Source organism: Streptomyces sp. NPDC021100 (assembly GCF_044333095.1).
In the GTDB taxonomy this organism is placed as follows: domain Bacteria; phylum Actinomycetota; class Actinomycetes; order Streptomycetales; family Streptomycetaceae; genus Streptomyces.
Genome location: NZ_JBIRQH010000017.1, coordinates 135,722 through 161,540 on the forward strand (window position 1 = coordinate 135,722; position 25,819 = coordinate 161,540).

The following is a 25,819-nucleotide window of genomic DNA, read 5'->3' on the forward strand; positions in this document are numbered from 1 at the left end:
GGATCTTGGACGATCGACCGGTCGTGTAGGACGCACCGAGCGCAGTGGGCGCACCAAGCGCACCGAGTGCGTCGATCGCGCCGAGCCCGCGCATCACGCACCGAGTTCGCCGAGGCACCGGAGGGTTGGACCGATGAAGCTGCTCCGGGTCGGCCCGGCGGGGGCGGAGCGCCCCGCGCTGCTGGACGAGGAGGGCACGCTGCGCGACCTGTCCGCGCTCGTCCCGGACGTGGACGGCGCGCTGCTCGGCGACCGGCCGCTGCTCGCCCACATCCGGGCGGCCGTCGGCGCGCGCGTGCTCGCGGCCCTGGACCCGGCGGGCCTGCGGATCGGCCCGCCGGTGGCCCGGATCGGCAAGATCGTCTGCGTGGGACTCAACTACCGCGCCCACGTCGCGGAGATCGGCGCCCGTACGCCCGCCGAGCCCGTCCTCTTCCTCAAGGCCCCGGACACCGTCGTCGGCCCGGACGACCCCGTGCTCGTCCCGCCCGGCAGCCTCAAGACCGACTGGGAGGCCGAACTCGCCGTCGTCATCGGTCGCACGGCCCGCCGGCTGACCACGGACGAGGAGGCGCTGGCCGCCGTCGCCGGCTACACCATCAGCAACGACGTGTCCGAACGCGCCTACCAGCTCGAACGTGGTGGCCAGTGGGACAAGGGCAAGAACTGCGAGACGTTCAACCCGCTGGGCCCCTGGCTCGTCACCGCCGACGAGGTGCCCGACCCCCAGGAACTGGTGATCCGAGCCTGGGTCAACGGCGCGCTGATGCAGGAGGGGAGCACGGCGGACCAGATCTTCCCCGTGGCTCATCTCGTGCGCTATATCAGTCAGTTCATGACGCTCTACCCTGGTGACGTCATCAACACCGGCACCCCGGCGGGCGTCGCCCTGGGCCGACCCGAGCCCAAGCCGTACCTCCGCTCCGGAGACGTCGTCGAACTCGCGATCGACGGTCTGGGGCGGCAGCGGCAGCACCTCGAGGACGGGTAGGCGCGGAGGTCTCCCGGCGGCGGGGCGGGGTGCGTTCGGGGGAACGGGCGCGTGTGCTGCCCGAGGGGGTCGGTCGCGGTGTGCTTATTTTCGGATATGCGGCACAGTCTTCGCCGGGCCCGCCTCCGGGTCCGTCCCACCGCCCGGGCCACGGTCGCCGCGACGGCGACGGTCATGGCGACGACGATCAGCGGCGCCCTGCTGCTCTGCGCCTTCACGGCCCCCGGCACCACCGACCCCGACGCCGCGGCCCGCTGCGCGGCGGGCGCCCCGGGCGCCTGCGTCGGCGGCGCCCCCCTCACCGGCGCCGACCGGCTCGAAACCGAGGCGGGCCAGGACGACGATCAGGACGCCCCGCCCTGGCCCCTCGGCTCCGCGGCCCCCACCGCCCTCCCCACCGACCCCGCCCTCCGCGCCCGCCTCCCCATCACCGTCGCCCCCTTGTCCGCCGCCCGCCCCGCCGCCGACGGCCGGGAACAGGGCCACCGCGGGCCGCCGATGAGCGGCGACATGGCCCTCGGCGGCTCCCTGGTCCTCCTGGGTTCGGGCCTGGCCCTGGCCGTCCTCTACCGCTCACGGACAGAAGACGACATGTGACCCACGTCACTCCGCAATCTGTCACGTCCGCACCTCGCCGCCCGTCCAGACACCGACCGGCCCCGCAGTCGACCGGCTCGCAGCCGGCCGGCCCGGTCTGGAGAGAGGACGAGACATGGAAACCGTGACGGTACGACGCGTCATCGCGGCCCCGATCGCCGACGTCTTCGAGTGGTGCGCCACGACCACCAACTACACCCGCTCCCCGTTCGTCCTCAAGGCCCGCCTGGCCCGTCCGGGCGCGGGCGCGCCGTACGGGGTGGGCGCCGTCCGGCTGCACACCTGGCTGATCGGCTGGTTCCGCGAACGCATCACGGCCTACAACCCGCCCTACGACTTCGCCTACGACGTCGACCGCAGCTACCCGCCGGCCCGCCACGAACTGGGCCGCATGACGTTCACCGAAGTCCCGGAAGGCACCCTCGTCACCTGGACGACCACCTTCGGCCTCCCCTTCCCGGGCGGCACCCGCCTCGCCCGTCACTTCGCCAAGCCCATCATCGCCCGCGTCTTCGCCGGCATCCTGACCGCCGCCGACAGGTCCCTCACCGCGACGACGGCCCGGACCTGACAGACCCGAAGCGATTCCGGCCCGCGACCGACCCGGAACGTCCCGTATCGCGCGTCCGCCCCACCGCCATTCCACGGCGCCCATGAGAAGATCCGTGCCCTGCCCGCCGGTTCCGACCCGTGGAGAACGACGTGTACGCGATACCCCTCGACGACAACGGCGGCGAGCTGGGCCCCCTCGAACCCTGGCACGCCGAGGAGTTCCTGGCCTGCGTCATCCGGGGCCGGGACTTCGTCGGACGGTACCTCCCCGTCCCGAACAAGATCACCGACCTGGAGTCGAGCCGCGCCTACCTCCGCTCGTACATGGAGAAGGCCGCCACCGACACCGGCCGGCTGTACGGCATCAGGCTGGACGGCACGCTGGTCGGCGTCGTTCTGTTCCGCGTCATAGACGTCGAACAGGGCACGGCGGAGGTCGGCTGCTGGCTCGAACCGGCGGCCGCCGGCAGGGGCCTGGTCACCCGGGCCGCCCGGCACATCATCGACTGGGCCGTCGAGGAACGGGGCCTCCACCGCATCGAGTGGCGCGCCGCGACCGACAATCAGCCCAGCATCGCCGTCGCCCGCCGCCTCGGCATGACGAAGGAGGGCGTCCTGCGCGGGTACTTCCTCCACGCGGGCAAGCGCCACGACTTCGAGGTCTGGTCGGTCCTCGCTCCGGAGTGGCTAGCGGCGAAAACCGACGTCTCCGCGCGGACTTCCTGACGCACGCGATACCCGGCAGCCGGATGCCCGGGCCCCAGGCGACCGGTCGACCGTGAAACTGATGGCCGGATAAGGCGGTCGCGCCTCGGCCACCATGGGAACTGCGGTACGAATCAAACGTGCGTCTATATCGTCTTCTCCTGGCCGAAGTGCGGGTGTACCCCGCACGCGTGCTCGGCGCGGCGTTCGCCTGCGCGGCGACGGCCGCCGCGGTAGGGGCCTGCCTGCTGCTGTCCCGTGAATCCGTGCTGGCGCACACCGGACGCGCCGGCCGACCGGATCTTCCTCACCGGTGACGGCAGCGGGTGGCCGACTGCTCCCGGGCAGCGGGTGCGGGCACACGACGACTACCTCTCGCGACCTCAACCGCGCAACCCGGCTGATCCCTGCGCCACTTACCTGATCGTGGCCGTCGTCACCGGCTACGCTTTGCTGTCCGCGGCCAACACCTGCGCCCTGGCCCAAAGGGACCGGAACTCCGAGAGGGCCCGCCTCCGCGCCATGGGCCTGAGCCGGCCACAACTCTTCCGGTTGGTCGCCCTGGAAACACTGGCCGCGACGGCCGTGGGTGCTGTCCTGGCCTTCTTCGTCTCTCCCGTCTGCCACGCGCCCCTGGTACGTCAGTTGGGGCTGGGCCTGCGGCCGGTCTTCAACTGGTCATGGCTGATGGGTGTTACCGCGGCGACACTCGTACTGACCACCGGCGTGTCCGTATGCGCCGCGCACCCCGCGCGCCGAATCGGCAGGCAGTACGCCGAGGCATCGGCGTAAGAACGCCGTCGACTCGTTGTCGCTGTACCTGCCACGCTCACTTCAAGCCATCCTGCTCCCGCACCGCCGCGATGAACGCCGCCCAGGCGCCCGGCTCGAAAGTGCAGGTCCCTCGGGGCCGCGCCTTGCTGTCACGGACGGCTATGCGGCGGTCGGGGGTGCGTCGGTATTCGACGCACTGCTCGTCTCCGTCGGGGCAGTACGAGGACTTCCGCCAGCGGCTTTCCGGGGGGTGGGGGTGTTGGCGTATCACTGTTCACCCCTTGTGTGTTGTTCGAGCTCAAGCACGATGGACTCCATCAGCTCGGTGGACTGCGCTGTCGACAGAGCGACCGACTGCAGACGGGTGATCACCCTCCAGGATTTCCTGACCACTTCATCATCCTCCAGGTACAGACTGCCGTCGAGGTACGGGATATGTACGACATCCAGGTCAAGGGGTGTGGGGTACGAGAACACGGTGAAAGGTCCCTGGACGCCGGCCCACACGTGTTGGCGAAAGGGGACGACCCGGATCGTCAGCTCGGGTTCCCGATTCACGGCGAGGAGATGCCGAAGCTGGTCGGCCAGGACGGTCGGGCCGCCGACCTGCTGGCGGAGCGCACCTTCCTGGAGCAGGGCCAGGTATCGAGGCGGATTGTCCCGTCGGAGGATTTGCTGCCGCGCTAGGCGGAGACCGACGAAGAAGTCGACTTCCGCTTTGGTGAGGTGGGATGACCCATTGCGGATGACCGCTGTTGCGTAATCCCGAGTCTGCAATAGGCCTGGGATGAGTTGGGGCTGGAACGCGGTGATGCGCGCGGCATCCGACTCATGGGTCAGCAATTCCTTGAAGTCGGCGTTGAGCCTGCTGCTGTGGCCCCGCCACCACGTGCGCTGGTTTCCTTCGGCGGCGAGCGCGATCAGCCATTCGCGCGTCTTCTCGTCGGCGATCTCGTACAGCGCGAAGAGCGTCTCGAGTTCCAGGCGGGTCACGCGGTGGCGACCCGTCTCGATCCGGCTGATCTTGGTGTTGTCGGTGTGGATCGCCTGGGCCGCGTCGGTGGCGGTGATGCCCGCAGCCTCGCGGGCCTCCCTGAGGATGGTGCCGAGCCTGCGGCGGCGGGCGGTACGGCGGGACGCGTGTGCCATGTGCTGCTTCTCCCCTTAAGCGTTCGGGTCCAGCGTGCTGCGTGGGAGGGGCGCGTCGCCTCAATGTGCAGGTTGACCACCCGGAAGGGTGATTCTTCCAATTTGGAAGGCTATTCCTTGCCGGATGGGCGCAGACTGATGGAGCAAGGTCACAACAAGCAACCTGCACAGGCGCGTTGCTGTTCACCATCGGGGGGCGGGGCTCATGACGTACAGAACCGGCACCTACGTCGTCGACGTGCGGGAGAACCGGCTGGTCCAGGTGATCGGCGCCGCCGAGGACCGCGTGCAGGTCCGCAGGCCGGGCGGCGGCCTGGAGTGGGAAGTGCCGCCGTCCGCCCTGCGGTTGGCGACGCGCGAGGAACGCAACGCGGCGGGGTTGCGGCCTTACCAGACCGGTTGCGGCCGGTGCGCGGAGCTGGAGACGGCGAGGTGGGCCGCCGCGGGCGGGGGTGACGCGGCGATGTCGGGGGACGCGACGGCGGCGGCGCTGACCCACTGGGTGACCGAGCACTGTGGGCGCGGAGACGAGGAGCGACGATGAGGGCGGGAACGGCGAAGACGCACACCACCACCGGCCGCCTCGTGCGGCACTGCAAGCACACGGAGGGTTGGGAATCACGCGGCGGGGCGGACCGCTGCCGGGCCTGCGGGACGTGCCGGTTCACGGAATACCGAGCGGTACGGCCGCCCGGTCCACTGCCGCCGGGGCCGCCACCGCCCGAGGGTGCGCCGACACGGCAGGGGAGGGGGTGACCGCCGTGCGGACGACGGAGGTTCAGGGGCCGGCGGGGGAGCGCCTCCGCCTCACTCGTCCCCGCTTGCCGCCGTGCGATCGAGCAGCATCACCGCGTGGACGCCGTTGCTCCAGGGATCGACCTCGGCGATCGTCCGGTAGCCCCACGAGCGGTACGCGGCCCGGGCGGGGGCCGCGGCGTGGTGGACGGTGAGGAGGATCCTGTCCGCGTCGGTCGTGCGGAGCAGGGCGTCATGCAGCCGGCGGGCGAGACCGAGCCGCCGGTGGGCGGCGCGGACGGCGAGTTCCAGCAGGCAGAAGGTCCGGTGCCGGTCGGCGGGGGCGACGTACGGGTCCCACCAGCCGGACCGCCGGTCGAGGGCGGTGCCCAGCGCCATGCCGGCGGGTTCGCCCGCCGACGTACGGGCTAGGGCCGCGCGAAAGGCGGGGTGCGCGGCCTCCCCGCGGAAACGGTCGAAGGTCAGGGTGACGTCCGCTTCCGTCTCGCCGTACGGGGGTTCGGCGAACGTCTCGGCGTAGACGAGGCGGAAGGCGTCCATGACCCGGACCGCCGCCGAGCCCTCCATGGTCTCCACGGCGGGGAGATCGGCTGCGGCGCGGAAGGCGAAGTGCGTCATGCCGTCATTGCAGCACCCGGTGCCGGGCGAAGCCCGGGCGAGGCGAGGAGAACGGAGGTGATCTACAGGTGCGAAGACCGACGTGGCAGGTAGGGAACCCCCTGCTCATTCTGGAGGGCATGAACATCACTCACGCCAAGCTCGTCACCCTCCCGGTCACCGACCAGGAGCGAGCCAAGGACTTCTACGTCGGCACTCTCGGCTTCGGGGCGCTGGCGAACGTCAGGCGGGCCCCGTGCGCCGGCTCCAGGTGGGACCGGCCGGTGCGCAGACCGGCTTCATGTCGGCCACCGCCGAGCAGGGCTTCGCCCCGGGGAGCGTGCGCGGGGTGATGCTGGAGACGTCGGACCTGGGCGCCGACCGCGCTCGACCGGCGGCGGGGGCCGCGTCTGGTGTGCCGTCACGGAGCCGGAGTTCCTGGCCTGGTGGATGATGCCGGGCGACTTCCGGCTCGCCCTCGGCCACCGCTGCGCGGTGCCGGGCATGGCCATGCCCGGCACCGGGTTTTCCGGCGCGATCCGGGCCGAGGTTCTGGCCTTAGAGCCGGATCGGATGCTCAGGGTCGGGTGGCGGACGCCGGCTCCCGGTCCGGCGCCGACCGGACGATCACTTGGACCCTGGAGGGGAGGGCCAGGGCACGCGTCTCTTCCTCGTCCACGAGGGCTTCGACCCGGACAACGCCTTCCGGATGCACGCCCCTTCGATCATGGACAGTGGCCGGCGGTCCGGCATGCTGCGCGGCCTCAGGGCGGCCCTCGACCGCAAATGACGGCCGGACCGCGGGGAGCGGGGAGCGGGGGCCGTCCCGCAGGGCGGGACGGCGGTGGTCAGAGGGTGACCGTGCGGCCCTCCGTCGCCGACACCCTCGCCGCCTCCAGGACGCGCAGCGCCGCCGCCGCCTCCGCCGCGGTGACCGGCGGCCGGCCGCCGGTGCGCAGGGCCTCGACGGTGGCCGCGTAGTAGGCGGGGTAGTCGCCGGGGAGGGTCGGCACGGGCTCGCCGCCGCCGGTCAGCGGGGACTCGCCCTCGCCGAGCCGGCCCCACAGGGACTGCGGCTCGACACCCCAGGGCGTGCCGTCGTCCGGGCGCAGGCCCTCGCGAAGGGCGGCTTCCTGTGGGTCGAGGCCGTACTTGACGTAGCCCCCGTCGCTGCCCAGCACCCGGAAGCGGGGGCCGAGTTGGGCCGTGGTGGCGCTCATCCAGAGGTGGGAGCGGACGCCGTCGGCGTGGCGGAGGGCGATGAAGGTGTCGTCGTCCGCCTCGGCGCCCGGGCGGCGGACGTCCGCCTCGGCGTAGACGCTGACGACGGGGCCGAAGAGGGTCAGCGCCTGGTCGACCAGGTGGCTGCCGAGATCGTAGAGGAGGCCGCCCAGTTCGGCGGGGTCGCCGGACTCGCGCCAGCCGCCCTTGGGGCGCGGGCGCCACCGCTCGAAACGGGACTCGAAGCGCAGCACACGCCCGAGGCTGCCGTCGCCGACCAGGGAGCGGACGGTACGGAAGTCGTTGTCCCAGCGCCGGTTCTGGAAGACGCTGAGCAGCAGCCCGCGCCGCTCGGCCAGCGCGCCCAGTTCCTCCGCCTCGGCGGCGGTGGCGGCGAGGGGCTTGTCGACGACGACCGGCAGCCCGGCCTCCAGGGCGCGGCGGGCCAGCGGCACATGGGTGCGGTTGGGGGAGGCGACGACGATCAGATCGAGGTCGCCGGCGCGGGCGAAGAGCTCGTCGGGGTCGGCGGCGGTCCGGGCCCCGGGGTGTTCGGTGGCGACCTGCCGCTGTCGCTCCGGGTTGGCGGTGACGACCGTGTCGAGGACCAGGCCCTCGGTGGCGGCGATCAGCGGGGCGTGGAAGAACGACCCCGCGACGCCGTAACCGATCAGGCCGACGCGGAGGGGGGTGTCGGAGATGCCGTCCATGCCCGCCACTTTGGCAACAGTGTTGCAAAAGCGCAAGCGCCCACGACAATGGTTCCGTGAACAGGACCGATCCCGGAGCCAACCTGGCCGCGCTGCGCGACCACAACACCGCCGTCGTCCTCGGGCTGCTCCGCTGCGCCGGCCCGGCCGGTGCCAGCCGGGCGGAGCTGGCCGCCGGGGCGGGGCTCACCCCGCAGGCCGTCAGCAAGATCACGGGCCGGCTGCGGGACACGGGGCTGGCCGCCGAAGCGGGCCGCCGCGCCTCCACCGGCGGCAAACCGGCGACGGCCCTGCGCCTGGTCCCCGGCGCCGCCCACGCCGTGGGCGTGCACCTCGACCGGGACGCGCTCACCGTCACCCTCGTCGACCTCACCGGCACCGAGACCGCCACCCGTACCGCGCCGCTCGACTTCGGGGCCGGGGCGGAGGCCGTGCTGGACGCGGTGGCCGACGCGGTGAGCGCGTTGCTCGCCGACCACGCCACCGGCGACGTGCTCGGCGCCGGCGTCGCCGTCCCCGGCCCCCTCGACCACCGCAGCGGCGTCCTGCACCGGGTCACCGGCTTCCCCCGGTGGGACGGCTTCCCGCTCCGCGACGCGCTGGGCGAACGGCTCGGGCTGCCCGTCGTCGTCGACAAGGACACCAACGCCGCCGCCCTCGGCCTCGCCCTCCGCGCCCCCCGCGCCACCGGCTCCTTCGCCTATCTGCACCTGGGCACCGGCCTCGGCGCCGGGCTCGTCCTCGACGGCGGCGTCCACCGCGGGCCCCGCACGGGCGCGGGGGAGTTCGGGCACCAGGTCGTCATGGTCGACGGCCCCCTGTGCGCCTGCGGGGACCGCGGCTGCCTCGAAGCGCTCTGCCTCGCCGCCGTCGCCGAGGGCGACACCGCACGCGCCGCGCGGCTGCTCGGTGTCGGCGCGCTCAACCTCGTACGCCTCCTGGACGTCGACGGCGTCCTGCTGGGCGGCGGTGTGGTGCTCGCGCGGCCCGCGGCCTTCGTGGGCGGGGTCCGGGACGCGCTCGGCGGCGCGGTGCCGGTCGATGTCGCTCCCGAAGGGGCGCGGGTGGTCGTCGGGGGCGCGGCGGAGCTGGTGCTCGCGCCGCTGTTCGGGGTCTGACCCCCGCCCTGTTCGGGGTCTGGCTCCCGCCCTGGTCCGGGATCCGAAGGGTGGCCGGACGCCCCGGCCGCCCGGTGCCCATCACCCCTCCGGGGGAACGAAATGCACCCTTACCAACCAACCGCGTTGTTCCTCATGCGATGTCCGCTTTCCGATCCGCCACCCGGAAGGGAACCCCCATGAGAACCGCCGCCCTCCTCCCCGCCCTCGCCGCCGCCCTGTTGCTCACTGCCGCGGTCCCCGCCACCGCCGCGCCGCACGGGATCAGCCGGACGTACCAGGACCCGGCCGGCAAGGCCGCCACCCACACCCTCCTCTGCCCGGGGCGCGAACACGCGCACAGCGGAGGGGCGCAGGTGGAGCCGCACAACTACGTGGCGAGCTCCGCGCCGACGGACGACCGCCGCGGCTGGACGATCACGACCGAGCCGCTCCCCGGCAACACCCGGGGCCGCAAGGTGATCCTCTACGTCCTCTGCGCCTGACCGGACGGCCCTCTCGGGGCAGCGCTCCGGCCGCCGGCCCGCCCCCGTCCGGGTGAGCCGCCCCTCGTCCCAACGGGCGGAAGTCCGCCGCCGGTCGGGGGACATGCCCGTCGTGTCCTTCGCCATCCGGCGCTCGGCGGGGATGTTTCCGCCACCGGGAGTCATCAAAGTCACCAGAGTTCCCGGAGCCCCCAGCAGTAAAGGTTCCCCGATGCCGTTGTCCCGCGCGCTGCCGACCCCCGTATCCGCCGCGCACGCCCTCCCGGCGCGCGCGGCGGCGCTCGCCCTGCCGCTTCTCGCCTCGCCGCTCCTCGCCCTGGCGGTGCTCGTCCTCGGCCCCGGCGCATCAGCACCAGCCGCCGCCTCCGTCCCAACCGCCTCCGTCCCAACCGCCGCCTCCATCGCGCCCGCGACACCGCCCGCGACACCGGCCCCGTCCACCACCGCCCACCGCGGCGACCGGCCGGGATGCGGGGACGCCGGCCGCACCGAGTTCCCGATCGCCTCCCGGCTCACCGGCGGCCCCGACGTCTACGAGCGCGGCGCGGACGCCCCCGCCTGGGAGCTGGAACTCCGCAACGTCACGGGCCAGGAGTGCCGGGATGTGCACCCCGTCGCCGTCCTGGCCGACGGCAAGCGGGCGCTCCGGCCCGAGCACATCCACCTGGAGTTCTACGACAAGGAGGGCGCGCGCTGGCGGCCGGTGCGGTTCGAACGCACGGAGGAGGCGGAGAACGTCGGCGTCTTCGACGGCGGTTCGTCCGGCTTCCACGGCTTCTCCGTCCCCGCCCGCCGGACCGTCGTCGTCCCCCTGCGGCTCGGTTTCACCGACGCCGCCCCCGACGGGCCCGTCACCGCGAACGTCACCGCCGTCCAGCGGCGCGGCGCGGACGGCGCCTGGGTCGGGGAGTCCGGCGACTACACCTTCACCGTCGCCCCCGCCCCGACCGTCCCTGCCCCGACCGCCTCCGCCCCCGCCCCCGTCAGGCCGGGCCCCACGCCGCACGCCGTCCCCGTGCCGGGCCGCGATCCCGGACCGCCGGTCCTCGCCGCGACCGGCGGATCGCACACCGTTCCCGTGCTCGGCGCCGTCGCCTGCGTCTGCCTCGCCGGCGGGGCGGGGCTGCTGCTGTGGGCCCGCCGGATGCGGCGCTGAACCGGCCCCGGCGCTGAACCGGCCCCGTCGGGGAAGCCCTCGGCGGGAGAAGCCTCCGTCGGGGAAGCCCCCGGCGGGGAAGCCGTCCGGAAGGCCGCCACCGCGGGCTGACTAGGCTGGGAGGTGCCGGCCGGCGGGCGAGCCCCGCCGGTCCGGTTCGTCCCCGATCCGGCGAGGGGCCCCCGGGCCCGGCGGCGGGCCGCCCAGCATGGCAGGAGTTCCGCAGTGGCAGAGCGCAAGCCCATCGAGTCCTGGCTCACCGACATGGACGGTGTGCTGATGCACGAAGGCGTCCCGGTGCCGGGGGCGGACACCTTCATCTCCCGCCTCCGGGACTCCGGGAAACCCTTCCTGGTGCTCACCAACAACTCCATCTACACCCCGCGCGACCTGCACGCCCGCCTCCAGCGGATCGGCCTCGACGTGCCCGTCGGCAACATCTGGACCTCGGCCCTGGCCACCGCCCAGTTCCTGGACGACCAGCGGCCGGGCGGCACGGCGTACGTCATCGGCGAGGCCGGGCTGACCACCGCGCTGCACGACATCGGCTACGTCCTCACCGACGCGGACCCCGATTACGTCGTTCTGGGCGAAACGCGGACGTACTCCTTCGAAGCGCTCACCAAGGCGATCCGGCTGATCAACGCGGGCGCCCGGTTCATCGCCACCAACCCCGACGAGACCGGCCCCTCCGCGGAGGGTGCCCTGCCCGCCACCGGTTCCGTCGCCGCGCTGATCACCAAGGCGACCGGCCGGGAGCCCTACTTCGTCGGCAAGCCCAACCCGCTGATGATGCGGGCCGGTCTGAACGTCATCGGCGCCCACTCGGAGACCAGCGCGATGATCGGCGACCGGATGGACACCGACGTCCTCGCCGGGCTGGAGGCCGGCATGGAGACGTTCCTGGTGCTCACCGGGCTGACCCGGCCCGACGAGATCGACCGCTACCCCTTCCGGCCGTCCCGCGTCGTCGACTCGATCGCAGATCTCACCGAACTGATCTGAAACGGGCACACGCGGATAGGAACGCCGCCCCGGATGGCGGACACCCCTGCCCGCCGTCCGGGCGGTACGGACATCCGGTTCGTCACCGGTTGGAGTAACGGGAGCACGGAGCGGATGCGCGGCCGCTCCCGGGCAGGTGAACTTCTGAGGTATCAGGAGGTTCATCATGGTTTCAGTCCGCTCCGCACTCTGTGGTGCGCTGGCGGCGGTCGCCGTCGGTGCCGCTCCCGCCCATGCCCTCGATGACCCCGTGACCACCCGGACCACGACGGTCGACATCGTCCCCCTCACCGCGAAGCCCGGCGCCGACGTCCGCGTCCGCGTCTCCGGGTGCACCGGCGAACGCGCCACGGCCGTCTCGGAGGCGTTCGTGACCGATGCCAAGCTCACCCGCGACACCACCGGGCACCTCGCCGACGCCACGGTCCGCTCCACCACCGCGGCCGGCACCTACCCGGTGCGGATCAGCTGCGACGGGCGGGACGGCGTCGCCGAAGGCCAGTTGATCGTCCTTCCGGAGGCCGGCGCCGCCTCCCTGGTCGACGGCCACGACGGCCACGACGGCCGGGGCCCCGCCGCGGGCGGCCACGACGGGCACGACGGCTTCGTCGCCCAGGAGCGCGCTCCGGAGCACGACCACGGTGTCCCCGTCGCGCCGGTCCCGGCCGGCGGCGGTGGCACCGCCCCCGTCGCCGCCTCGGGTACGCCCTCCACCCCCGGCCTGGTCGTCGGCGGCGTCGGCGTCCTGATCGCCGGCGGTCTGATCTGGTACCGCCGACGTACCGAGGCGGGCAGACGGTGAACGGAAGCGACCGGGTGCCATGTCGGAACCACGCGCCAGCGGCCACGGCCGCCTCCTGACGGGCCTGGCCTGGGCCGCCCTGCTGGTCGCCCTGTGGCTGTGGGGGCGGCAGGCCACCGAGGTGCCCATGGGCTCCTGGCCGGCCACCGGCGACGTGGCCGCCGCCGGCCGGCCGCCCGCCCGGGAACTGCCGCCGCCCCTCGCCCCGCTGCCCGGCGCCGAGCCGGAGCGGCTGGCCGTCCGGGCCATGGGACTGCGCGCCCCGATCGAGGGCCACGGCCTCACGCCGCAGGGGGCGGTGGAGCCGCCGCCGTACGAGCGGCCGGACGCCGTCGCCTGGTACCGGGGCGGCCCGCAGCCGGGCAGCCTCGGCGCGGCCGTGCTCGTCGGGCACGTCGACACCGAGCGGGCGCCCGCCGTCTTCGCCGACCTGGGCAAGCTCAAGCGCGGCGAGACCGTCACCGTCACCCGGGTCGACGGCTCCACCGCCGACTTCACCGTCGAGGACGTCACGGTCTTCGCCAAGGACCGGTTCGACGCCGCCAAGGTCTACGGACCGCACGACGCCGGCCGGGCCGAGCTCCGGCTGATCACCTGCGGCGGCGACTACGATCGCGCCCGCCGCGAGTACAGCGCCAATGTGGTCGTCTCCGCCTATCTGACCGGAAGCGGACGGGCCTGAACCGTACAAGAAGCGGCAATTGTGCTCCGAGAGAGCGATCTGCCGTCATGTCATGAGATGACTGCCCACGCTCATGGGCACGCTGTGCCAGCATGGGGGCGACCGGTTCATTGTCCCGAGGGGACCCGAGACGTCTCCCGGAAGTACACCCAAGGGGGAGTGGATGTACGGCAGTCACACCGGCCACACCCGCCCAGCCTGTTCGGCTCACACGGTTCTGACCCGTACCGGCTCCGCGATGGCCGCCCTGGCCGCGCTCGCCGGACTCGCCGGGCTCACCGGCTGCTCCTCCTCCGACGACGAAGCCGCGGGCCCCGGCCCGCAGCCCTCCGCCGCCTCCCCGTCCCAGCTCCCCCGGGACCACTCCCCGTTCTGGGTGAACCCCAATGGCAACGCCGCCCGGCAGGCGGCCCGGCTCCTCGGCTCCGGCAAGGAGCAGGAGGCCCGGCTGATCGCGAAGATCGCCCAGCAGCCGGTCGCCGAGTGGATCGGCGTCGACGACCCCGAGAGCCAGACCCGTGGCTTCACCGAGGCGGCGGCCAGGGCCGACCGCGACGCCCTCCTCGTCCTCTACAACATCCCGCACCGCGACTGCGGCCAGTACTCCCAGGGCGGCGCCGCCGACGGTGACTCCTACCGCGCCTGGCTGGACCGCGCGGCGAGCGGCATCGGCGACCGCAGGGCCACCGTGATCCTGGAGCCCGACGCGCTGCCGCACATGGAGGACGGCTGTACGCCCCAGCAGTTCCACGAGGAGCGGTACGCGCTGCTCAAGGAGGCCGTCCGCAGGCTGAAGGCGCTGCCGCGCACCAAGGTCTACCTGGACGCCGGCAACCCCAGCTGGGTCACCCCGGCCGACCGGATGGCCGAGCCGCTGCGCCGCGCGGGCATCGACCGGGCGGACGGCTTCGCGCTCAACGTCTCCAACTTCCAGACCACACAGGCCAGCAAGGAGTACGGGCACACCCTCTCGGCGCTGGTGGGCTACAAGCACTTCGTCATCGACACCAGCCGCAACGGGAACGGGCCGCTCTCCGACGGCGATCACGAGAAGGCCTGGTGCAACCCCTCCGGGCGGGCGCTCGGCGAGCCGCCCACCACCCGTACCGGCGACCGGCTGGTCGACGCCTACCTGTGGGTCAAGCGGCCCGGCGAGTCGGACGGGGCCTGCAAGGGCGGCCCCGACGCGGGGGAGTGGTGGGAGACCTACGCCCTGGAGCTGGCCCGGAACGCCCGCTCCTGAGCGGGCCACGGCCCCCTCGCCCAAGGGTGCTCAGTCCTTTTTCTCCTCCTTCTCCTCTTCCTTCTCGTCCTTCTTCTCCGCCGTCGGCACCTTCACCCAGACCGCCTTCGACGGCGTGCCCTTCTCGTCCACCACCATGACCATGTACCACCCGGGCGGCACCAGGGACGGGTCCTTCGGGAGGGTCACGGTGAAACGGTCGGTCCCCTCCTTCTTGAGGTCCAGTGCGATCGACCGCTGTTCGATGTTGGTGACGTGGGTGAACGAACCCGGCCGGATCAGGCGGGCCTTGGCGACTCCCTGCGCGGAGGTGATCCGGTAGGTGGTCTTGTCGCCGAGCTTCACGATCCGCCGGTCGGTGTCCCTGATCTCCGGACGGTCGCCCTTGTGGAAGAGGTACGGCGGGGTGTACAGGTCGATCTGCTGCTGGAAGACACCGGGTTGGGTGTTGTCCTTGTCCCGGAAGAGGGAGTCCGAGCCGAAGGTCATCACCCGTCCGTCGGGCAGGAGCAGCGCGCCGGAGTGGTAGTTGCGGCCCACCAGCGGGTCGGCGACCCGGTGGGCGGCGTTGGCCTTGGGGTCGTAGATCTCGGCCTTGAGGACGTTGGAGGCGCTGCGGCCGCGGTAGTCGCCCGAGCCGTTGGTGGTGAGGACCGTGTCGTCCGGCAGGATGACGCTGCTGGGGTAGCGGGCCTTGGCGTAGAGGTCCGGGCCGTCGTGGAAGCGGGGGCGCTCGGTGTGCAGGTCGACGATGCGCGTCTTCGCCGTCGACTTCTTGTCCTCGCCGACGCCGCCGCCGCCGAGCACCATGTACCGCTGGTCCTGGGCGGGCGGCAGCAGCACGGACATCGAGGTCTCCAGGGCGTCCGGGTCGCTGATGCCGGGGACCGGGATGAACGAGTTGTTCCCCAGGTCCCACACGCCCGGGTCGCGGCCCTTGTCGGCCGGGCCGTAGCCCGCGTTGGAGCCGGTGTAGAAGATCTTCCCCTTGTCGGTGAGGAAGAGGGCCGGGTAGGTGGGGAAGAACCGCTCCTGCGGGAGGTAGGTCCACTTCTTGGTCTTGGGGTCGTAGACCTCGTTCTTGCCCGGGACCACCTGGCCGATCTCGTCCAGGCCGGAGACGGAGAGGACCTTGCCGTCCTGGAGGGTGGTCAGCGTGGGGTACCAGCGGGCCTCGTTCATCGGGTCGACGGTGACGTAGCGCTCCGCGACCGGGTCGAACTCGAAGGCGTCCTTGATGCCCTGGAAGTCCTTCTTGTCGAACGACAGCTTGTTGGCGATGCCGTAGAAGTTGCGGCCGTCGTCGCCCGTGAGGCCGTCGATGCGGTAGTTGTCGGTGAGGCCGGTGGCGTGCTCCTGGCCCTGCTCCAGCGCCTCCACATAGACCCGGGCGGTGCTGACGGTGACCTTGACCTTGCCGTCCTTGCCCTGTTCTTTCTTGGCGCGCGGCACCAGGACGGCGTCCTTCGACTCGAAGGTCTTGCCGGACTGCTTGCCGGTGAACCGGGTGCCGGCCGGGAAGGTCATCGGCTTGTCCGGGTTCTCGTTGTGGACGATCATCAGCCCGCCGGCCCGGGTGACATCGCCCTCCAGCTTCTCGTAGCGCTGGGTGCCGCCCGCGACCAGCAGCTTTCCGTCCGGCAGCTGGGTGTGGCCGGAGCAGAAGAGGTCCTTGGGGGTGGGGATGTCCTTGAAGGTGTTCTTCTCGGGGTCCCACAGGACCGTCCGGAACGTCTTCGCCGCGAAGTTGGCGGCGTTGTTGCCCGAGCCCGCGACCAGCAGCACCTTGCCCGTCTGCAGCAGTGCCGCGTGGATCGTGTTGATCCGGTACTCGTCCGGGACGTCCACGACGTCCCAGTGGCCGTTCGCCGCCTTGTACTCCGGCTTGTTGATCTTGTACTCGTGGTATTGGTCCGAGGCGTAGCCCCAGATCGCCGGCCCGTTCATGCCCGCCAGGACGAGGGCCACCGCCGCGCCCACCGCCGTCCGGCGGGTGCGGCGGCCGATGACGGGCCCGGAACGGCGGTCGGTCAGGTGCCGGAGTCTCATGGCTGGGCTCCCTCGGGCTGCTTGCCGTGGCGCGCGGTCCACCACCAGGCGACGATCGGCGCGACCGTGATGACGACGGCCAGGGCCGCCCAGATGCGCATCGCCGCATGGCTGTGGCCGAGGAAGAACGAGGCCACCAGCGAGCCGCCGAAGATCAGTAGGAAGAAGAGGTGGATGCGGAAGGTGCCGAAGAGGGTGTCCGGGCTGGCGGAGTCGCCCTTGGGGGTGACCACGAAGCGGCTCTTGCGGCGCAGGACGGCGTCGAGCAGCGAGCGGGCGTAGATGGGCGCGGAGAGTGCGGACATCACCATCCCGGCGACCCCGCCGGAGCCCTCGGGCTCGTGGGGGGAGACGTTGTGCCGGCGGTTCCAGATGTAGAGGCCGATCTGGAGGGCGGCGGCGTCGCTGTAGAGCATCATCCAGATCTGTGAGTCGATCTGGATGCCGGCCGCGCCCAGGCCCAGGAAGAGGGTGCAACTGAGGGCCCCCAGCATCCAGTTGACCGCGGTCATCGGGTAGTAGATGACCATCAGCGTGTAGTTGAGGAAGGGCCCGGGCGCGAGGGTGAAGGGGCCCTTCCAGTACTGCTTGATGATCGTCTCGTAGGTGCCCCGGGACCAGCGCAGCTGCTGGGTGAAGAAGTCCGTCCAGGCGTTGGGACCCTCCCCGACGGCGAGGACGTCGGGCGTGTAGACGGAGCGCCAGCGGCGGCCGGTGGCCGGGTTGCGGTGGCGGTGGAGCTCGAAGCCGGTGGCCATGTCCTCGGTGATCGAGTCGTAGAGTCCGCCGACGCTCTTGAGGGCGCTGACCCGCACCGCGTTGTTGGTGCCGACGAACATGGGGGCGCCGTAGCGGTTGCCCGCGCGCTGGATGAGGGCATGGAAGAGGAACTGCTGGCTCTCGGCGGCCTTGGTGACCGTCGCGTCGTAGTTCCCGTACACCTGAGGTCCAACGACAAAGGCGACATTGGGGTCACGGAAGTAACCGAGCATGCGCTCCAGGAAGTTGGGCAGCGGCACGTGGTCGGTGTCCACGGAGGCGAAGAAGTCGTAGTCGTCGCCGTGCGCGTCCAGCCAGGCGTTGTAGTTGCCGTGCTTGGTCCGCGCCCGGTGCGGGCCCTTGGGGCGGTTCCATTTTTCGATCCCCTTGCGGGTGAAGTGGCGCACCCCCAGCCGGGCGCACACCGCCTTGACCTCGGGATCGTCGCCCTCGTCCAGGAGCCAGACGTCCACCGGGCCGCGGTGGCGGACCCGCACGGCGGCCTCCAGGGTGCGGGTGACCATCGCGATCGGCTCCTTGCCGGGCACGAACGAGGTGAGGAACGCGACCCGGGTGCCGGCCTCGGGGATGACGGGTATCGGGTCGCGGGCGACCAGCGTGGCGTGGGCGTTGGAGACGACGTTCAGCGTCCGGAAGAGCTCGATCAGCCCGATGGAGACCAGCATGACCAGGTCGAGGACGCGCATCAGCGGTCCGGCGTGGTCGCGCTGCACCCAGTGGGCGGGCTGGAGCAGCCAGAGGAGGAGGACGACGGAGACGACGGGGGCCGCGCCCAGCAGGAGCGCGGCCCGGACCCGGTGCGGCTCGTCGGCCAGCAGGCTGCGGTAGCGGACGGTGTAGGGGCCGTCCCCCGGACGGGTGAGCGGGCCGGCGAGCCGGCTGTAGTGCTCGTAGTCGTAGCGGGGATGGAAGGGTCTGGGGGCACGCGGGCGGGCCGAGCGCGGGGGAGTGGCTCTGCGCCGCGCGTCGTCCGGCACCGGAGGCGCGGGGATGCGCGGCCGGGTGGCGACCGACGGGTCGCGGGGCGGATCGTACGGGATCTGCCGCCGCGCGTCGGCAGGCGTGGACGTCATCAGTCATTCCCCCCACACGCGGGAACCCCGCGTGGTACGCCGGTACATGAACCCCGGCCGGCTCCCCCTCGGCCGGCGCGGGCGCCTGGACACCGGCTCCCTCCGGTGTCTCCCGGCTCACTGTGTGCATGGTGAGACGGGGATCACAGCCGCCGTTCAGGATCTCTGACGCCTCTTCATGATCGCAAGGGTGAAACGAGCGGTTTACCGGGCAAAGCGGTAGTCCAGTCGGAGACGTGTACGAATGTCGCAGAAATGGTCACGGATGGCCTCTTCCGTTCGTTCCGCGTCACCCGTTCGAACCGCCGCGACGATGGCCCGGTGCCGGGCGCAGACCGTCCCCGGGTCGGCCGGCGCGGAGGGCGGGCCGGAGCGCACCCGGTGGAGGGCGGTCCAGTACGCCTCCGGAACCGTGTCGAGCAGGGGGTTGTCCAGCCCCCTGCGGAGGGCGGCGTGGAAGGCCCGGTCGGTCTCCGCGCGGACCGGGCCGGCCAGGGCCTCGTCCGCCATCCGGGCGACGATCGCGTCCAGCTCGGCCAGATCGGCCGCGGGTACCCGCCCCGCGAGCCGCCGGGCCAGCCCAGCCTCCACCGCCTCCCTCAGCTCCAGCAGCTGGAGCAGGCTGTCCTCGCCGCGCCCGTGGCCCGCGACGGTGCGGAACGCGAGGGCCTCGACCACGGGTTCCAAGGTCATCGGGCCCACATAGGTGCCGAAGCCGTGCCGGATCTCCACGATGCCCATCGCCTGGAGCGCCTTCAGCGCCTCGCGCACCCCCGTGCGGCCCGTTCCCAGCAGCTCCGTCAGCTCGCGCTCGGTGGGCAGCGGCGCCCCCGGCGGCAGCCGGCGGTCGACGATGAGCCTCTTGATCCGCTCCGGATGGTCACTGGCCATTGGGAGACTGTGCCCCGGTGTCATCCGCTTGGCCAGCACACGAAAGCTGGGGGCAGAACCGTACGGGTGACGGTGGAAACGCCGAGAGGCCCCTCACGGTGAGTGAGGGGCCTCTCGGCTGTCTGTGCGCCGCCAGGGACTCGAACCCCGGACCCGCTGATTAAGAGTCAGCTGCTCTAACCAACTGAGCTAGCGGCGCCTGCTGACAGAGAAAACTGTACCTCACTCCTGAGGGTGCCGATGACCACCCTGGCGGAGTACGGACCCGCGCCGGGTGGACCGCTGTCCGGGTCCGCGCTGGTGGGAGGCCCGGCGGGGCCGGTGGACCGCCGTGAGGTGCGGGGCGTGCGGACCGTTGAGAAGCTGGCGGAGCGGTGCCTGAGGCAATCGATCGCACGCCTGTGGGCGACCGCGGACCGAGGGCGGAAGGCGGTGGAACGGTGCGGACGACAGCCGGTGGACCGATACCGGACGGCCGTGTGCGCCCCCGGCGCGACACGACGTCCGCCCCGCCCGGCGCGGGCGGAGGCGCTGCGGAGAGTGACGACGACGCCGGGTACCGGCGGTGCGCCGTCCGGGGCGCCATCGTGGCGGCCGTGGGCGCGGCCGTCATAGCCGGCTCGGGCACGGCCGCGGCCGCGCCGGGCGACCCGCCGGATCCGGTGGCCGCGCCCGCCGCCGCTCCCGCCGCGCCGGAGGCCCCGGCGGAGGCGTCCACGGACGCCGACGCCGGCGCGGACGAGGACGGGGTGGCAGAGGAGGCGTCCGGTGCCGGGGGCGAGGAAGAGGGTGGTGCGCTCCCTGCGAAGCCTGAGACGCCCGCGTCGCCCGGGGCGGGGGAAGGGGGGCTGCCGGAGTCGGACGGGACGAGAGCCGACTCGGGCGGCCCGGGAGACACGGCCGTACCCGCCGAACCGGCCGCGCTGCCCGCACCGGAGGCCGAGACACCGGCCGCCGGCGCGGACGCCATGGCCGCCATGGACTCAGCCGCCGTGGCCAAGGGGCTGGAAGCGGCCGTCGCGTACGCGCTGGCGCACATCGGCGACGCGTACGCGCTGGGCGGCACGGGCCCGCACCGCTGGGACTGCTCCGGGCTGGTACAGGTGGCGTACCGGCGGGTGGGCGTCCGGCTGCCGCGCATCGCCGCGGATCAGTACCGGGCCACGGCACGGATTCCGCGTACGTCCCTGCGCCGTGGGGACCTGGTGTTCTGGTCGCGGAACGGGCGGGCGTCCGGTGTCCACCACGTGGCGATCTACCTCGGCGGCAGCCGGTACCTGGAGGCGGCCCGGCCGGGCACCAAGGTGCGGATCTCGACGTTCGCCCGGTACAAGCCGAATCTCTACGGGCGGGTGCGGCTGCCCTGAGCCCTTGCCGCTCCTGACAGGGGCCTCGCCGCTCTCCTGAGGGACCCCTCGCCGTTCCCGCGTGAGGGTCCTCGCCGTTCCCGTCAGGGGGACGTCACCGCTTCCGGAACGCCACCCTCGCCAGCACCCCCGCCACCACCAGTGCCACGACCGCCAGCACCACGAGGTCCGGGACGGCGTTGCCGAGGCGGGAAGCGGTCTCCTCCAGGCTCGTCTCCTGGTCGGCGTCGAGGAGGCCGGGGAGCCCGGTGGTCCCGTCGTACCGGAGGAAGAGGACGCCGATGGCGATGAAGAAGAGGCCGGAGAGGAGGGAGGTGGTGTGGAGGCGGAGGCGGCCCATCCGGATCTCTCGCCCTCTGAGCCAGCCGCGGGTGCCCAGCCGGAAGCGGTCCCAGAACAGGGCGAGGACGAACAGCGGGAGGGCCATGCCCAGGGCGTAGACGGCGAGCATGGCGGCCCCCTGGAGCGCCTCGCCGCGCATCGCCGTCATGGCCAGGACCGAACCGAGGATCGGCCCCGCGCAGAAACCGGCCAGCCCGTACACACAGCCCAGCAGGTAGGTGGAGGCCGCCGTGCGCGGGGTGATCCGGCCGGCCGCGGCCTGGGCCCGGCGCGAGGCGAAGCCCAGGCCGAGGATCTGGGCGGCGCCCAGGGCGATGACGATCCACCCCCCGGCCGTCACGAGCGCCTCGCGGTGGCCGTTGAACAGCCGGCTGGCCGCGCTGGAGGCCGCGCCCAGCGGGACCAGCGTGGTGGCGAGCCCGAGGTAGAAGACGCCGGTCCGGGCCAGCAGCCGGCCCGGGCTCGCGAGCGAGTAGGCGAAGAACGCGGGCAGCAGCAGGGCGCTGCACGGGCTGACCAGGGCGAGGACGCCGCCGAGGAACGCGGCGAGGTAGCCGATGTCGGTCATGCGCCCGGCCCGCCCTTCGGCTTCCCGGAGTTCTCGCTGTTCCGCGGGGTCCTGGCGGCCTTGACCAGCCGGGCCTGCTCGACGGCCGCCTCGAACTCCTTCATCGGCTGGGCCCCGGCGAGCGGCCGGCCGCCGACGAGGAAGGACGGGGTGCTGCTGACGCCGAGGCGGTAGCCCTCCTGCTGGTCCTTCTTCACGGCCTCCTCGGAGGCGTCGCTCTTCATGTCGGCGCGGAAGCGGTCGAGGTCGCCGACCCCGGCGGTGCGGGCCATGTCGACGAGCTTGTGCTCGGCCAGGGCGTCGCCCTTGCGGGTCTTGGCGTAGAGCTCGTCGTGGAACTGCCAGAAGCGGCCCTGCCGGCCGGCCGCCCAGGAGGCGCGGGCCGCGCGCTGCGAGGGATCACCGAAGATCGGGAAGTTGCGGAACTCGATCCGCAGGACGCCCTCGTCCACATACTTCTTGATCAGTTCCGGCTGGCTCTCGCGGGTGAAACGGCCGCAGAACGAACACTGGTAGTCGGCGTACTCCACCAGCACCACGGGCGCGTCCGGCTTGCCGAGGGCGAGCGGGTCGCCCTTCTCGCGGCGGCTGGTCATCCGCTCGGCCTCGTCGAAGAGGGACTGCCGGGGGTCGGCGGAGGCGGTGGCGGCGGGCCTGGCGCGGTCGTCCGAGCCGCCGGAACCGCCGGAACTCTTGGCGATCGCCAGGCCCGCGGCGACGACCGCCACGACCAGGGCGGCGCCCGCGCCCACGGCGGCGAGCCGGCGGCCGGTGGTGGAGGAGGCGGCCGGGGTCTTCTTGTCGGACCGCGCTTTCTGCCCGTTCTTCGGGGTGCGCGCGTTGTTCTTGTTGGAAGGGGACATAGCGGGCGGAGCTCCCAAGGTCTCTGCGGAATCCAGGCATGCCGGAGTACGGCCCGGCGCGGGCCGTACGGGCGGGTCTAGATCCGCAGGACGGGGAGGAGTTCGGCGCTGCCGACGAGCGCCGCGGGCGGCGCCCGGGGGACGCGGGCCTGCGGTGCCGGGGCCTGGGGGAGCGGCGTGCGCGCGGTGGCGGACGCGGTCAGGGGGTCGGTGGGGGCGTGCGGGACGACGACCTCGGTGCCCTTCGGCGGCACGTCGAGCGGCCGGCAGCTCCCGCCGCCGGTGTCCTGCCCGTTCCGGGCGGAGACGACCGCCGCGCCGGTCGGGGACGGCGCCTCCGGCCGCGCCGCGGTGAGCGGACGGGCGGTGGCGGCGGCCGGCGCCGGGCCGGACGGGCTGGAGAGGGCCGGACCGAAGAGAGTGGGGCCGGCGGAGGCCGGGCCGAGGACGGCCAGCAGGAGCAGCAGCAACAGGCCGGCTGCCGAGGGGCGACGCCGCTGGGGCACGTGGCTGCTCCTTTCCGCCGACTTTCCCGACGTCCGCTGGTCTCCGCTACGCAGAAGGCCCCTCACCGGAGTGAGGGGCCTTCTGCTGTCTGTGCGCCGCCAGGGACTCGAACCCCGGACCCGCTGATTAAGAGTCAGCTGCTCTAACCAACTGAGCTAGCGGCGCCTGCTGACGAGATAAATACTACCTGGTCCCGAGGGGTGCTTCGCACCACCTGCCGCTCGCGGGCCACTCCGGCCTCACCGGAGGGGGCGGGCCTCACCGGAGGGCCAGGGAGAGCAGCATCGGGGCGGCGTGCCGGTTGAGCGCGTCCGCCGCCTGGCGGAGCCGGTGGGCGTGGGCGAGCGGCAGCGAGAGGGCGAGGCAGCCGACCCGCTTGCCCGCCGTGACGGGGACGGCGGCGCAGACCGTGCCCACCGCGTACTCCTGCAGGTCGAGGACGGGGACGCTGGCGGGCTGCGCGGCGAGCCGGGTGAGCAGCGTCTTCTCGTCGGTGATCGTCCGGGAGGTGAGCCGGGCGGTCCGGTGCCGGGAGAAGTGGTCGCGCCGGTCGTCGTGGTCGAGCTGGGTGAGCAGGCACTTGCCCAGCGCGCTGGCGTGGGCGGAGGTGCGGAAGTCGACCCACTCGTGCACGCGGGGCGTGCCCGGCCCGTCCGCGTACTGGGTGATCCGGACTTCCCCGTCGACGTACCCGCTGAGGTAGACGGCCGCGCCGACGGTGTCGCGCAGCCGGACGAGCGCCCGCTGGAGCCGGTCGGCCAGGGCGGCGTCGCGGTCGCCGCCCACGGTCAGCAGGGCGAGCGCGGGGCCCGCGGCGTAGGCGTCCTCCCCGACTCGGGTCACGTACCGCTCGCGGCGGAGCATCGCCAGCAGGTGGGCGAGGCGCCCGGCGGGCAGGCCGGACTCCCGGGCGAGCTGGGCCTCGCTCACGCCGCCGGAGTACTTGGTGACCGTCTCCAGGACGCGTAGGGCGTGCTGCACCGAGTGGAACGGTGTGATCGGCTCGGGCTTGAGCGCCACGGTCTCCCCTTGGCTGGTCGCGCGGGTGTTCCGCTTCTCACGATAGGGCGAAGCGGGCCCCGCGGAGAGGGTGTTGCGCGAGAAGGGGAGGCTCCGGAACGCTCCGGGCTGTGGGGCCGGTCGGGGGCATATGCCGTCGGTATGTCGGGGTGGGCGGCCGAAGCGGTGTCCGGCAGCGGGGAATAAAACGGAGAGAGGCTCCGGTTCTCTTCCGGCAGGACCGGTGGAAGGACGTCCCCGCGGCGCTCTCAGGGGTAGCCGCGGCACGCCCGCCGGACCCACGACAGAGCAGCGCGCACCGCGCGACGGCGAGCAGGGAGGCGGGCCACCGTGGCCGACGAGCACGACGAGATCATCCGGGCGACCCCTCGCGGACGCGCCCCCGTCCCGCTGTCCGTACTGGACCTGGCCACCGTGGGCGCCGGCCGTACGGCGCGGCAGGCGCTGGAGATCACCGTCGAACTGGCCCGGCTGACCGAGCGGCGCGGCTACCACCGCTACTGGGTCGCCGAACACCACTCGATGCCCGGCGTCGCCAGCTCCTCGCCCGCCGTGATCCTGGCCCACCTCGCGGCCCGGACGGACCGGATCCGGCTGGGTTCCGGCGGGGTGATGCTGCCCAACCACGCGCCGCTGGTGATCGCCGAGCAGTTCGGCACCCTGGAGGCGTTCGCGCCGGGGCGGATCGATCTGGGCCTCGGGCGCGCACCGGGCACGGACGGCGCCACCGCCGCCGCCCTGCGCCGGGCGGACCGGCTCGCGGAGGGGGCGGACGAGTTCCCGCAGCAGCTCTCGGAGTTGATCCGCTTCCTCGACGACGACTTCCCGGACGGTCACCCCTACGCCCGGATCCACGCCGTGCCCGGACCCGTCCAGGGCCGGGTGCCCGGCGGCGTGCAGCGGGCCGACCGGCCGTCCGTCTGGCTGCTGGGCTCCTCCGGGTTCAGCGCCCGGCTGGCCGGGGCGCTGGGGCTGCCCTTCTCCTTCGCCCACCACTTCTCGGCGGCCAACACCGTCCCCGCCCTCGACCTCTACCGCGCGTCCTTCCGCCCGTCGGCCGTCCTCGACCGCCCCTACGCCAAGATCGGCGTCCAGGCGCTGGCGGCGGACGACCCGAAGGAGGCGCGCCGCCAGGTGCTCACCGGGGCGCTGTCCATGCTCCGGCTGCGCCGGGGACGGCCGGGGCTGGTGCCGACTCCCGAGGAGGCCGAGGCGTACGAATACGGCGAGGCGGAACGGGACTTCGTCGACGACTGGCTGCGGAACGTGGTCTACGGCACCCCGGACGAAGTACGGGAGGGGCTGGACGCGCTGGTGCGGCGGACGGGCGTCGACGAGCTGATGATCACGGCCAATGTGCATGGCGCGGACGCCCGGTTGCGCAGCTATGAGCTGATCGCGGACGCCTATGAGATGCCGGGCGCCTTCGGCGTGTAGGGGGCTCGGGCGCGGGGGTGCGGCCGGCCTGCGTGGCCCGACTGGCCCACTCTGCCCGATCGGAGTGACCAGCACACTCGGCCCGACCGGAGTGACCGGCGTCGCCGGCGGGGTCGACGCCGTGCGGCCGGGGCGCCGGGTGCACGGCCGGCCAGCCCCGGGCACCTGCCCGGCCGGACATACGGACATACGGACATACCGGGCCGCCGGGCGGGTGGCCGGTCACATCCGGGCGCGGCCCGGCCGGCCGGGCGCACCGAGGAGCCGTGGGGGCGGCCGGTCTGCCGGGGTGCCGGAGGCGGCCGGTTGTGCTGGGGCACCGAAGAAGGCGCGGCGCGCCCGGGGCGCCCCGGGTGTGCGGAGGGCCGGCGTGTGCGGC

General features: G+C 73.0%; 29 protein-coding genes and 2 tRNA genes. 18 read left to right on the forward strand and 13 right to left on the reverse strand.

What is annotated here, in order from left to right; translation table 11 throughout:
• Nucleotides 1–133 precede the first annotated feature (133 nt).
• The 5 genes from ACH4PU_RS26855 (at nucleotide 134) to ACH4PU_RS26875 (ending at nucleotide 3,637) form a co-directional block, all read left to right on the forward strand.
• The gene (locus ACH4PU_RS26855) at nucleotides 134–991 is read left to right on the forward strand and encodes a fumarylacetoacetate hydrolase family protein (RefSeq protein ID WP_398277100.1); all 858 of its coding nucleotides are present in this window, start codon (nucleotides 134–136) and stop codon (nucleotides 989–991) included.
• A gap of 96 nt (nucleotides 992–1,087) precedes the next feature.
• The gene (locus tag ACH4PU_RS26860; RefSeq protein ID WP_398277103.1) at nucleotides 1,088–1,588 is read left to right on the forward strand and encodes a hypothetical protein; all 501 of its coding nucleotides are present in this window, start codon (nucleotides 1,088–1,090) and stop codon (nucleotides 1,586–1,588) included.
• Between the two features lie 115 nt (nucleotides 1,589–1,703).
• Complete coding sequence (locus ACH4PU_RS26865; RefSeq protein ID WP_398277106.1) at nucleotides 1,704–2,159, forward strand: SRPBCC family protein; 456 nt, start codon at nucleotides 1,704–1,706, stop codon at nucleotides 2,157–2,159.
• A 131-nt stretch (nucleotides 2,160–2,290) separates the two neighbouring features.
• Nucleotides 2,291–2,866 (forward strand): GNAT family N-acetyltransferase, encoded by a 576-nt coding sequence (locus tag ACH4PU_RS26870; RefSeq protein WP_398277109.1) that lies wholly within the window; start codon nucleotides 2,291–2,293, stop codon nucleotides 2,864–2,866.
• A gap of 237 nt (nucleotides 2,867–3,103) precedes the next feature.
• Nucleotides 3,104–3,637 carry an FtsX-like permease family protein gene (locus ACH4PU_RS26875; RefSeq protein WP_398277112.1) on the forward strand — a complete coding sequence of 178 codons (534 nt, stop codon included), beginning with the start codon at nucleotides 3,104–3,106 and terminating at the stop codon, nucleotides 3,635–3,637.
• A gap of 37 nt (nucleotides 3,638–3,674) precedes the next feature.
• On the opposite strand, the gene ACH4PU_RS26880 is transcribed toward ACH4PU_RS26875, so the two are convergent.
• Complete coding sequence (locus ACH4PU_RS26880; RefSeq protein ID WP_398277115.1) at nucleotides 3,675–3,890, reverse strand: DUF397 domain-containing protein; 216 nt, start codon at nucleotides 3,888–3,890, stop codon at nucleotides 3,675–3,677.
• Nucleotides 3,887–4,768, reverse strand: coding sequence for a helix-turn-helix domain-containing protein (locus ACH4PU_RS26885; protein ID WP_398277118.1), 882 nt, complete (start codon nucleotides 4,766–4,768; stop codon nucleotides 3,887–3,889). Before ACH4PU_RS26885 ends, ACH4PU_RS26880 begins: the two co-directional genes overlap by 4 nt.
• A 205-nt stretch (nucleotides 4,769–4,973) precedes the next feature.
• On the opposite strand from ACH4PU_RS26885, the gene ACH4PU_RS26890 reads away from it, so the two are divergent.
• Complete coding sequence (locus ACH4PU_RS26890; RefSeq protein WP_398277121.1) at nucleotides 4,974–5,312, forward strand: hypothetical protein; 339 nt, start codon at nucleotides 4,974–4,976, stop codon at nucleotides 5,310–5,312.
• A complete protein-coding gene (locus tag ACH4PU_RS26895) occupies nucleotides 5,309–5,524 on the forward strand; it encodes a DUF6255 family natural product biosynthesis protein (RefSeq protein WP_398277124.1) in 216 nt (71 codons plus the stop codon). The genes ACH4PU_RS26890 and ACH4PU_RS26895 overlap by 4 nt, the downstream gene beginning before the upstream one ends.
• Nucleotides 5,525–5,575: 51 nt before the next feature.
• On the opposite strand, the gene ACH4PU_RS26900 is transcribed toward ACH4PU_RS26895, so the two are convergent.
• Nucleotides 5,576–6,142, reverse strand: coding sequence for a GNAT family N-acetyltransferase (locus ACH4PU_RS26900; RefSeq protein ID WP_398277127.1), 567 nt, complete (start codon nucleotides 6,140–6,142; stop codon nucleotides 5,576–5,578).
• A 119-nt stretch (nucleotides 6,143–6,261) separates the two neighbouring features.
• Between ACH4PU_RS26900 and ACH4PU_RS26905 the strand changes: the two genes are divergently transcribed.
• On the forward strand, nucleotides 6,262–6,474 hold the full coding sequence (locus ACH4PU_RS26905; protein ID WP_398277130.1) for a VOC family protein: 213 nt from the start codon (nucleotides 6,262–6,264) through the stop codon (nucleotides 6,472–6,474).
• A 278-nt stretch (nucleotides 6,475–6,752) separates the two neighbouring features.
• Nucleotides 6,753–6,911: a hypothetical protein gene (locus tag ACH4PU_RS26910; RefSeq protein WP_398277133.1), complete on the forward strand. Its 159-nt coding sequence runs from the start codon at nucleotides 6,753–6,755 to the stop codon at nucleotides 6,909–6,911.
• A gap of 58 nt (nucleotides 6,912–6,969) precedes the next feature.
• Here the strand turns inward: ACH4PU_RS26910 and ACH4PU_RS26915 are convergent, their stop codons facing one another.
• Nucleotides 6,970–8,052 carry a Gfo/Idh/MocA family oxidoreductase gene (locus tag ACH4PU_RS26915; protein ID WP_398277136.1) on the reverse strand — a complete coding sequence of 361 codons (1,083 nt, stop codon included), beginning with the start codon at nucleotides 8,050–8,052 and terminating at the stop codon, nucleotides 6,970–6,972.
• A gap of 56 nt (nucleotides 8,053–8,108) precedes the next feature.
• On the opposite strand from ACH4PU_RS26915, the gene ACH4PU_RS26920 reads away from it, so the two are divergent.
• The 7 genes from ACH4PU_RS26920 (at nucleotide 8,109) to ACH4PU_RS26950 (ending at nucleotide 14,543) form a co-directional block, all read left to right on the forward strand.
• The gene (locus tag ACH4PU_RS26920; RefSeq protein WP_398277139.1) at nucleotides 8,109–9,170 is read left to right on the forward strand and encodes an ROK family protein; all 1,062 of its coding nucleotides are present in this window, start codon (nucleotides 8,109–8,111) and stop codon (nucleotides 9,168–9,170) included.
• A 179-nt stretch (nucleotides 9,171–9,349) separates the two neighbouring features.
• The gene (locus ACH4PU_RS26925) at nucleotides 9,350–9,655 is read left to right on the forward strand and encodes a hypothetical protein (RefSeq protein WP_398277142.1); all 306 of its coding nucleotides are present in this window, start codon (nucleotides 9,350–9,352) and stop codon (nucleotides 9,653–9,655) included.
• A 211-nt stretch (nucleotides 9,656–9,866) separates the two neighbouring features.
• A complete protein-coding gene (locus ACH4PU_RS26930; protein ID WP_398277145.1) occupies nucleotides 9,867–10,811 on the forward strand; it encodes a hypothetical protein in 945 nt (314 codons plus the stop codon).
• Nucleotides 10,812–11,036: 225 nt separating this feature from the next.
• Complete coding sequence (locus tag ACH4PU_RS26935; protein WP_185944270.1) at nucleotides 11,037–11,816, forward strand: HAD-IIA family hydrolase; 780 nt, start codon at nucleotides 11,037–11,039, stop codon at nucleotides 11,814–11,816.
• 166 nt (nucleotides 11,817–11,982) lie between these two features.
• A complete protein-coding gene (locus ACH4PU_RS26940; protein ID WP_398277149.1) occupies nucleotides 11,983–12,618 on the forward strand; it encodes a hypothetical protein in 636 nt (211 codons plus the stop codon).
• A 19-nt stretch (nucleotides 12,619–12,637) separates the two neighbouring features.
• A complete protein-coding gene (locus ACH4PU_RS26945) occupies nucleotides 12,638–13,300 on the forward strand; it encodes a class F sortase (RefSeq protein WP_398277152.1) in 663 nt (220 codons plus the stop codon).
• Between the two features lie 163 nt (nucleotides 13,301–13,463).
• Nucleotides 13,464–14,543: a glycoside hydrolase family 6 protein gene (locus ACH4PU_RS26950; RefSeq protein WP_398277155.1), complete on the forward strand. Its 1,080-nt coding sequence runs from the start codon at nucleotides 13,464–13,466 to the stop codon at nucleotides 14,541–14,543.
• A gap of 30 nt (nucleotides 14,544–14,573) precedes the next feature.
• Here ACH4PU_RS26950 and ACH4PU_RS26955 read toward each other — a convergent pair whose 3' ends face one another.
• From ACH4PU_RS26955 to ACH4PU_RS26970, 4 genes are all read right to left on the reverse strand, one after another.
• On the reverse strand, nucleotides 14,574–16,592 hold the full coding sequence (locus ACH4PU_RS26955) for a galactose oxidase-like domain-containing protein (protein ID WP_398277158.1): 2,019 nt from the start codon (nucleotides 16,590–16,592) through the stop codon (nucleotides 14,574–14,576).
• Nucleotides 16,589–18,445, reverse strand: a complete 1,857-nt coding sequence (locus ACH4PU_RS26960; RefSeq protein ID WP_398277161.1) for a glycosyltransferase family 2 protein — start codon at nucleotides 18,443–18,445, stop codon at nucleotides 16,589–16,591. Before ACH4PU_RS26960 ends, ACH4PU_RS26955 begins: the two co-directional genes overlap by 4 nt.
• A gap of 204 nt (nucleotides 18,446–18,649) precedes the next feature.
• A complete protein-coding gene (locus ACH4PU_RS26965) occupies nucleotides 18,650–19,336 on the reverse strand; it encodes a FadR/GntR family transcriptional regulator (protein WP_398277165.1) in 687 nt (228 codons plus the stop codon).
• A gap of 125 nt (nucleotides 19,337–19,461) precedes the next feature.
• Nucleotides 19,462–19,535 (reverse strand) — tRNA-Lys (locus ACH4PU_RS26970).
• 397 nt (nucleotides 19,536–19,932) lie between these two features.
• Here ACH4PU_RS26970 and ACH4PU_RS26975 point away from each other — a divergent pair.
• Entirely contained in the window at nucleotides 19,933–20,703 is a 771-nt protein-coding gene (locus tag ACH4PU_RS26975; protein ID WP_398277168.1) for a C40 family peptidase, read from the forward strand.
• A gap of 94 nt (nucleotides 20,704–20,797) precedes the next feature.
• Here ACH4PU_RS26975 and ACH4PU_RS26980 read toward each other — a convergent pair whose 3' ends face one another.
• The 5 genes from ACH4PU_RS26980 to ACH4PU_RS27000 form a co-directional block, all read right to left on the reverse strand.
• A complete protein-coding gene (locus ACH4PU_RS26980; protein WP_398277171.1) occupies nucleotides 20,798–21,613 on the reverse strand; it encodes a cytochrome c biogenesis CcdA family protein in 816 nt (271 codons plus the stop codon).
• Complete coding sequence (locus ACH4PU_RS26985; RefSeq protein ID WP_398277174.1) at nucleotides 21,610–22,476, reverse strand: DsbA family protein; 867 nt, start codon at nucleotides 22,474–22,476, stop codon at nucleotides 21,610–21,612. Before ACH4PU_RS26985 ends, ACH4PU_RS26980 begins: the two co-directional genes overlap by 4 nt.
• A gap of 77 nt (nucleotides 22,477–22,553) precedes the next feature.
• The gene (locus ACH4PU_RS26990) at nucleotides 22,554–22,982 is read right to left on the reverse strand and encodes a hypothetical protein (RefSeq protein WP_398277177.1); all 429 of its coding nucleotides are present in this window, start codon (nucleotides 22,980–22,982) and stop codon (nucleotides 22,554–22,556) included.
• Nucleotides 22,983–23,074: 92 nt separating this feature from the next.
• Nucleotides 23,075–23,148: transfer RNA gene (locus tag ACH4PU_RS26995), tRNA-Lys, on the reverse strand.
• 93 nt (nucleotides 23,149–23,241) lie between these two features.
• On the reverse strand, nucleotides 23,242–24,003 hold the full coding sequence (locus tag ACH4PU_RS27000) for an IclR family transcriptional regulator (RefSeq protein ID WP_398277180.1): 762 nt from the start codon (nucleotides 24,001–24,003) through the stop codon (nucleotides 23,242–23,244).
• Nucleotides 24,004–24,333: 330 nt separating this feature from the next.
• Here ACH4PU_RS27000 and ACH4PU_RS27005 point away from each other — a divergent pair, with 330 nt between their 5' ends.
• Nucleotides 24,334–25,440, forward strand: a complete 1,107-nt coding sequence (locus ACH4PU_RS27005; protein ID WP_398277183.1) for an LLM class flavin-dependent oxidoreductase — start codon at nucleotides 24,334–24,336, stop codon at nucleotides 25,438–25,440.
• Nucleotides 25,441–25,819 lie beyond the last annotated feature (379 nt).